Below are 7,961 nucleotides of genomic sequence, written 5' to 3'. Positions count from 1 at the left end.
CAATTGAAGATTTTGCAGGCGACAAACACATCGTGTTTGTTAGCTGTGATTTTTACATGTCCATGGTTCATACTTCATATGTTATATTGAAAAAAACAAAGTTTTTCCATACTGATTAATTTAAATTGAACTTGTTTAAAAAAATCCATTTTATTTAACCAAAAATTACATAATAATTTAAAGAGTAATATTTGCACAATACTCCAGAGCGTTTAAGTTATAATTTATCATAAAATAACAAATTTTGTAATTGAATTTAATGGATTAGAACATAATTGAAAGATTGCAGGCATAATTTGTCTTGGATTTCAACTATTTAAATAGTTTTTAGTTCCTTGTTGCTTTAACAAAGCCCTGAAATTTAGTTAGTGTTTTGTTGGTATTTTCCGCTTTTTTTGCTCTATGATTTGAAAGAGACATTTTAATATAATTATTCAATTCACTTTTCTTGAATGGTTTAACTAAATATTCATAGGGTTCTATTAGGGGGACATACTTTACCACTTCACTGTAAGAATATGCTGTCAAATAAATTATTGGGATATCCAAATTATCTTTTATCTGCTTTGCAGCTTCTATACCATTCATTTTCCCTTTTAAAGTTATATCCATTAATATTAAGTCTGGTTTTAACTGTTTAGCACATTTGACTGCATCTTCGCCGGTGCTAACACTGTCCACTATGACATACTCTAGATCTAGCAATTTTTGTTCTAAAGCCATTGCAACGATGATTTCGTCCTCAACTATCAGAATTTTTTCATCTGACACTAAATGCCTCCTGTAATCTAAGTTTTAGTACAATTTAAATCTTTTAATATTTATTGCTGCCTACTGTATCTTTACCTATTTGCAGGTCTAATACGAAATTGTTTTTGTGGTCTAAATCTTGTAAAATTTCATTAATCATAAATCTGGAGATAAACTGATTTTGCATTATGATGTACAAAATCAACTAAAAAATAAGAGATGCTGTTACTGTATTATTAAAGAATATATGTGGTCTTTTAACATTATCTAATATTTCATTTTGATTTATATTAATTATTACTTTACTATTAAAATATAATTTGGAAATAAGTCTTTCTACACCTTTATTTTTTAACATGATGCTTTTTAAGTTATTTTCACAGGTTATTATATATTGGTCATGTTCTTTGTGGGATATATCACACAGAAATTAGAGAATAATCCTAAATAAAAGATCTGTAAGAATTAATCCCAAAATTTTCACTAATTTAACTATTTTTTTATATAAGATAAGCATAAAAAAGAGTATAAAATAAATCTGATTATATTAAAAAAATAAATTGGAGATTTTTTCTTGAAGATTGCAGTAATTGGAGGCACACGGGGATTAGGTGAGTGGATTGCTAGATTTTTAAAAAGCAAAGGGTTTGATATAACTGTAACTGGAAGAGATGAAATAGCTGGGGAAAGGGTTTCAAAAAAATTGGGAGTTAATTATACCTGCAGCAATACCATCGCAGCATCACAGGCGGATATAATTATAGTTTCAGTTCCTATAGATGTTACATCCTCTGCTATAAAAGAAGTGGCTCCAGTCATGAAAAAAGGCTCTTTAATTATGGATGTTACTTCTGTAAAAGAAGAACCTTCCCGAATTATGCAAGAATATGTTCCTCATGATGTTGAAGTTTTACCGATTCATCCAATGTTTGGTCCAAGAATAAGGTCATTAGATGGTCAAGTAATTGTAGTTACACCTACTAATAGAGGTAAATGGTATAATAAAGTTTATAATTTCTTTGAAAAGGAAAACGCACGGATAATAGTTACAACTCCTGAGATACATGACCAAATGATGAGCGTTGTGCAGGGACTGACTCATTTAGCTTATATAAGTATTGCAGCGACCATAGAAAAGCTTGATGTAGATATTAAAGAATCTCGAAATTTTGCAAGCCCAATATACGATCTTATGGTTGATATGATTGCAAGAATTGTAGCTCAAAATCCTTACCTTTACTATTCTATACAAACCCATAATAAGTATACTAAAAAAACCCATGAAACATTTATTTCCATCTATAAAGAGCTTAATGAAATGATTTCAAGTGGAAATGAGGAAGGGTTCGTGAAAGTTATGGGGTCTGCTGCAAAACACATGGATGACCTGGAAGCTGCACTTGGAAGGTCAGATAAAGCGATATCTGCCTTAACTGAGGAAGTAAATATCCTTAAAGGGTCCATAGGTAAAGAAGTAGGTTTAAGGCATATATACTCTGGAAAAGTACATATTGGAATTTTAAAAGGTTTATCCCCTGATTTTTTAACTTTGGAAATCAATGGCAAAAAAACAAAGCTGAAATTATCTAACGTGGAAATTTTAAGTGATAAAGAAATATACGACCTGAAAGTTGAAAATTACCCCCATAAAACTTACTTTGTTTCTGCTGTATTTCCAGAAAACTGCAGTCCAGATATCATTGTAAATACGATTGAGGGCTTAAAAGGAGTTATTTATGCTTCGGTTGATGATATGTATCATGGAAGTCAAATACCATCAGGGAAGATAAGCATTACAATTAAATATGAAGTTATAAACCCTGATGCCAGGTTTGATGTTGAGAATCTCTTGAAAGGGTTTGGTGCGGTTATAAGGTGAGTCAGATTTAAATGGATTTATTTTAATATTGATGTCCGGGATTTGTGCAAATGGTGTAATTTCATGTGCATCGAAAAACCACGTGTTTAAGATAAGTCTTATTTAACAGGAAGTAATTCATGCACATGTCCCAGAATATATTTTAATATTTTATCTAAGTGGATAACTGGAAATGATGTTCTTTATTGGATATTTTGGCTGTTTGCCTGATAAATGAATTAATCAGCAATAAATTATTATAATAACAAATATAAAATATTTAATAATGATTTTTCGGTTAATTCAAATAGTTTTGCCCCAGATAAAAAAAGAACAGAGTGAAAGAATAATCAAAAAAATGGATGTAATGGATTATTCGTGTTCTAAATTTTCTAAAACCCATTTAAAGTTTGATATCATTGTTAAAATGGATAGATCTGAAGAATTACTGGAAATATTTCAAAAAGAGTTTTCTGTGCTTGATGGTTTCAGGATAATAATAATTCCAATAGAGACTTATATTCCCTTTCCTGAAGAGGAATCGAATAGTGAGAATCTAGAAACGAAAAAACAATCCGAAAGAATCAGTAGGGAAGAGATATATGCACATGTTTCTGAAATGAGCCAGCTTACCAGGATATACATGATTCTTGTTGCAGCATCTGCTTTTGTCGCGTCTATTGGGCTTTTAAATGATGATGTGGCAGTAATAATTGGTGCAATGATTATAGCTCCACTTTTAGGTCCTAATATAGGTTTATCTTTAGCAACTGTTATGGGGAATAGAAAATTTATTGTTAGATCTGTTAAAACTAATTTAATAGGATTTTTAATTGCAGCTGCTGTTTCTATAGCAGTGGGAATGATTTTTGTAGTTAACCCTCAAAATCCGTCCATAGTTTTGAGAACTGATATTGGGAGAGGAAGTTTTTTTCTTGCTTTGGCATCAGGACTTGCAGGATCTTTAGCTTTAACCACGGGGTTGACCACGGCTTTAGTTGGTGTGATGGTTGCAGTGGCACTTATGCCTCCACTTGCTGCATTTGGCCTCCTTATAGGATCGGGAAATTTTTATCTGGCATTTGGTGCATTTTTGCTGTTTTTAGTTAATTTAATCAGCATTAACCTTGCAGCGACTGTTTCATTTATGGCGCAAAATATTAAGCCAATCGAAGAGGAAGAATCTAGAAAAGCAAAAATAACTGCCCGAAAATCAATTATGTTATTGGCGTCAATTTTAATTATTTTGTTTGCACTAATAAGGTTTCATATAATTTATTAAGGCGCGAATGGAAGGTATTGTATTGTGTATGTGTTTTATACTTCTGTAATTAGGTATATGTAATTGTATGAAAAATTTAATTATTTTTAATAATATAATTATAATCAGTGTATCTGGTGGATTTTATGGCCTATCGATTGATTATAATTGTTATACCTGAATATGGAATTTTGAAGGAAATCAAAAATATATTAAAGGGATATGATGTACTTAACTACTGGGATGTTCCCTCTTCAGGTGAACAGATAGTTTTTAATGTAATTATAAGGCGGGAAAAGACAGAATCTCTAATTAACCTTTTACAAAAACGATTTTCAGATTTAGAAGGTTTTAGAATAAGTTTAATTCCTGTAGAAGCTTCACTTCCAGTACCTGAACCTATCGAGAAGGTAGTATCCAAATATGAAGAGCCTCCAGATAAAAGTGATAGTACCCTTGAAGAATTAACAGATCGTCTTGACCCACGAGAACTTGTAGATAGGCTGAGCCGCCATGAAATATATTCAAATATATCTGATCTTGCCAGGTTATCCAAGGTTTACATGCTTATGGTAATTTTATCATCTATTGTTGCAACTATTGGTGTTTTAAATAGTAACGTTGCAGTTATAATTGGAGCTATGGTAATTGCACCCTTTTTAGGGCCAAATATGGCTTTATCGCTTGCAACTATATTGGGGGATGTAGATCTGGCTAGAGAATCAATTAAAACTAACTATTTTGGGCTTTTTGTAGTTTTTATTTTATCTTCAATTTTGGGGTTAATTTTTACAGTTAATCCCAGTGTTCCAGAAATTGCACTGCGGGCTAAGACTAATTTGGGAAGTATAACTCTGGCTTTTGCATCGGGTATTGCAGGGGCATTGGCATTTACCGCAGGTTTCAATACCACTTTAATTGGAGTAATGGTTGCAGTGGCATTGCTCCCCCCACTTGTAACCTGTGGATTGTTATTTGGCTCTGGACATTTTTCCCTGGCATTAGGGGCATTTCTATTATTTTTTATAAACCTGGTCAGCGTTAATTTAGCGGGTGTTGTAACATTTAAAGCGCAAAAAATCAGGCCTATCCATCCGGAAATGATAAGCAGGGCTAAAAAGATGACATATATCGCGCTGATATTATGGACTTCCTTACTTTCTATATTTGTAGTTTTAATTCTTATTTACCGGGGAATATTCGGTGTTTTATTGCTGGGATGATATATTTTTGCAGTGTGGAACTGGAATTTATTCTTTTAACCATTTCCAAGCAGAATCAATATCTTCTGAATAAAAAAATCGCGCTTCTTTGGAATAAAAAGGATCTGCAAGTATTGTTATCCACTTTTCCCAGGTTTTATCTCCTACGATAGCCATTTTATCTATTTTATCGCGGTAGGTACGGCCAAAGTTCATATCAGCCATCCATGCACCTATATCTTCCCATTTGAATTGTCTCAAATCAAGGAGCATAAAGATTGACCCTTCTTTTTCTATAAGTGTTTGAACCTCTGGCACCAGCACTTTATAATCTGCTTTAGTAACAGTGCCTACTGCCTTAAAGCCCAATATTTTACCTTCACTTTCACTCATTTTTTCTATCATGTTTTTATCTTCCTAATTTTTTAAAATTAATTTAAATTAAACCTATTTTCTATAATTCAATGTTATGGGACGATACAAATTTATTAAAGCGTTATAATGGTTTAAACTACTTATTTTTCACGGACTTCAGATTCCATTTTTGATTCAGCTTTTTTAATCTCTTTCATTTTTTTAGTAGGCTTTACTACAGGCTTAACATGTTTTCCTGTAAATCTGGTGTATATTATTTCAATAACAAAGGCTGATACTACCAGTACTGCGAGTATTAAAATATTAAATGGGGATGTAAGTGCAGTTTGCCATATGAGTGCAGCCAATGCAAATAAGCATGTTGCAGCGCCTAAAATGGGAAGATATTTGTTACTTGAAGTCTTTGCATGTACCTTCAGGTTAGATAAGTTTACTGCTGCGAAAATAATTAAGAAACCTCCACTCCCCATTGTGGCAATATTAGATATGTCAAAAATATTGGCTATTACTAAAGTAATCGCAGATGTAAGTAGCAATCCTCCAATAGGGCGGTTCCAGATTTTATTTTCTAGTTCAACAGGTAACTCTCCTTCTTTAGCGACAATATAACTAACTCTTGCATTTCCATAAAGAGTAGCGTTAATGGCTGAACCTGTTGAAAGAAGGGCGGCAATTGCTACAAGTGTAAATCCAATGACTCCAAGAAATGGTTGCGCCGCCGCTGCGAGGGCATAATCTTTTGCAGCTATAATCTGGTTTACTGGTAAATTCCCGACAGTCACAATTGATATAAGAATATATAATGCCACTACAAATATCACAGCAGAATAATAAGCTAGTGGTAATGTTTTTGATGGATCTTTTACGTCTTCTGCAGCATTTGCTATGAGCTCAAATCCTTCGTAAGCTACAAAAATAATCATTCCGCCTGCAACGAGTGAAATAAAGGGAGCCCATGTGGATGGTTGTAATTGGCCAGTATTTACGCTCCATATTCCAGTTAGTACAAAAAGCAGCAAAATAGAAATTTTGATCCCAACGATCCATTCTTCTGCCTTCCCGACGGCCTTTGTCCCTATAATGTTTAGCACTGTCATTAAAATTATGATTCCTGTGGTACCGATGTGTCGCAATAACACCTGTGATTCTGCTGGGAAAAAGCTTGATAGGTAGCTACCGAAGGCAAAAGAATAAAGAGAAAGCATTACGATATAACTTAAAAAAAGAAGTACATTCAGCCCTCCTGTGGTTAATCCAGGTCCAAAGGCCTGATCAAGAAATTCAACAGTTCCACCTTCACTTGGGTAAGTTACAGATAATTTTGCGTAGGAATAAGACGTAATTAAAGCTACTGTGCCTGCTAAAGCAAATGCAATGTATGTTCCGCCGCCTGCAAGCTGCACAGCAAATCCTAAAACTGCAAAAATGCCTCCCCCTACCATTCCACCAATACCTATTGAAATTACAGATACCAGTCCTAAAGGTCCTTTTTTACTCATTTAAATATTCCTTGGATGGCTTTGAATACTTTTAAAAAATTTTAGAATTCTCCAGATTGTGGGATGTCCAATCTTGCCAGGCTACCTCTCATGATAGTTTAGTTAAGTGGGCCAATAGTACTCTCTTTAAAAAATATGATTTTAGGAGATGTTCTATTTTTTTTCCCATTTTCCTGAGCTTCCCTTAGTGTATTCATTTTTTACTGCGGCCCATGCAACTTTATGGGAAGTTTGCTCTCTTGATTCATTTCCCCTCCTTTCTTTTGGCTCTTTATACTGATCCCAAGCGTTGTTAAATGCTTTTAAATAAATTTCTTTGGCATGTTCTGGTAAATTTTCCTTTACCTGTGCCGGTAAATCTTCTTTATTTTTATATGGCAGAATATCAACCTCCTTTTTTAAGTTTTGACCACTATTATTTTTATTTTAATTAATATTAATTATTTCTAAGAAAGTAATATTTTTAAAGTATGAACTTCAAAAGTGTAACCCAAACATAAAAAGTGAATTTTAAAAGATATCTGCACGAATTTTCGGTTTAACTGTAATCATTTAACAGTTATCTTATTATTAGGATAACCAATTTAAAAAGAGGTTAGGAAAATCAAAGCTTTCCTAAACCGCTAAAATAAAAAAATATCGAAATTCAAAGATTTTTGGCAGTGTTTGAGGGTTTTAGAGGTTGAAGGAAATACTACATATTTCCTGAACCACTAAAATTAAAATTAAAAACTATCGAAAATCAAAGATTTTCGACGCCCCAAACGTGAAGCGTTTGAGGGTTTTGGAGGTGATAACATGGTACGTCGTGGTAAAACTCGCCGTGGTGGAATAACTTCAGAGATAGAAAAATCCTTAAAGGGAATGAATTTCCCTGCAAATAAACAGGATCTAGTTCAACAGGCAAAAAGTAACCGTGCAAGTCGTGATGTCGTAAAAGCTATACAAAATTTACCTGAAGATCGGTTTAATTCTCCAACAGATGTAGCTAAGGCATGGGGTGAAGAAAGAAGAGG

The 7,961-nt window shown here is 33.3% G+C and carries 8 protein-coding genes; 4 read left to right on the top strand and 4 right to left on the bottom strand.

Annotated elements, in window-relative coordinates:
• Positions 1 to 327 precede the first annotated feature (327 nt).
• A complete protein-coding gene (locus tag ASJ80_RS08455; protein WP_083240912.1) occupies positions 328 to 771 on the bottom strand; it encodes a response regulator in 444 nt (147 codons plus the stop codon).
• A gap of 553 nt (positions 772 to 1,324) precedes the next feature.
• On the opposite strand from ASJ80_RS08455, the gene ASJ80_RS08450 reads away from it, so the two are divergent.
• The 3 genes from ASJ80_RS08450 to ASJ80_RS08440 all read left to right on the top strand — a co-directional run bounded on the left by ASJ80_RS08450 (position 1,325) and on the right by ASJ80_RS08440 (position 5,092).
• Positions 1,325 to 2,629 (top strand): prephenate dehydrogenase, encoded by a 1,305-nt coding sequence (locus ASJ80_RS08450; protein ID WP_069583292.1) that lies wholly within the window; start codon positions 1,325 to 1,327, stop codon positions 2,627 to 2,629.
• 265 nt (positions 2,630 to 2,894) lie between these two features.
• Positions 2,895 to 3,890 carry a TIGR00341 family protein gene (locus ASJ80_RS08445; RefSeq protein WP_069583291.1) on the top strand — a complete coding sequence of 332 codons (996 nt, stop codon included), beginning with the start codon at positions 2,895 to 2,897 and terminating at the stop codon, positions 3,888 to 3,890.
• Positions 3,891 to 4,015: 125 nt separating this feature from the next.
• On the top strand, positions 4,016 to 5,092 hold the full coding sequence (locus tag ASJ80_RS08440) for a TIGR00341 family protein (RefSeq protein ID WP_069583290.1): 1,077 nt from the start codon (positions 4,016 to 4,018) through the stop codon (positions 5,090 to 5,092).
• Between the two features lie 27 nt (positions 5,093 to 5,119).
• Here the strand turns inward: ASJ80_RS08440 and ASJ80_RS08435 are convergent, their stop codons facing one another.
• The 3 genes from ASJ80_RS08435 to ASJ80_RS17870 all read right to left on the bottom strand — a co-directional run bounded on the left by ASJ80_RS08435 (position 5,120) and on the right by ASJ80_RS17870 (position 7,326).
• Entirely contained in the window at positions 5,120 to 5,476 is a 357-nt protein-coding gene (locus ASJ80_RS08435) for a SpoIIAA family protein (protein ID WP_069583289.1), read from the bottom strand.
• A 110-nt stretch (positions 5,477 to 5,586) separates the two neighbouring features.
• Complete coding sequence (locus ASJ80_RS08430) at positions 5,587 to 6,945, bottom strand: APC family permease (RefSeq protein ID WP_069583288.1); 1,359 nt, start codon at positions 6,943 to 6,945, stop codon at positions 5,587 to 5,589.
• A gap of 153 nt (positions 6,946 to 7,098) precedes the next feature.
• Complete coding sequence (locus ASJ80_RS17870) at positions 7,099 to 7,326, bottom strand: ChaB family protein (protein WP_083240917.1); 228 nt, start codon at positions 7,324 to 7,326, stop codon at positions 7,099 to 7,101.
• 417 nt (positions 7,327 to 7,743) lie between these two features.
• On the opposite strand from ASJ80_RS17870, the gene ASJ80_RS08420 reads away from it, so the two are divergent.
• Positions 7,744 to 7,961 (top strand): DUF2795 domain-containing protein (locus ASJ80_RS08420; RefSeq protein ID WP_143747724.1); only part of this gene is annotated, 218 nt, incomplete at its 3' end.

It is taken from the genome of Methanobacterium bryantii (assembly GCF_002287175.1).
In the GTDB taxonomy this organism is placed as follows: Archaea; Methanobacteriota; Methanobacteria; order Methanobacteriales; family Methanobacteriaceae; genus Methanobacterium_D; species Methanobacterium_D bryantii.
Note: the sequence above shows the minus strand (reverse complement) of the source record. Positions and strands in the feature narration are given on the sequence as shown.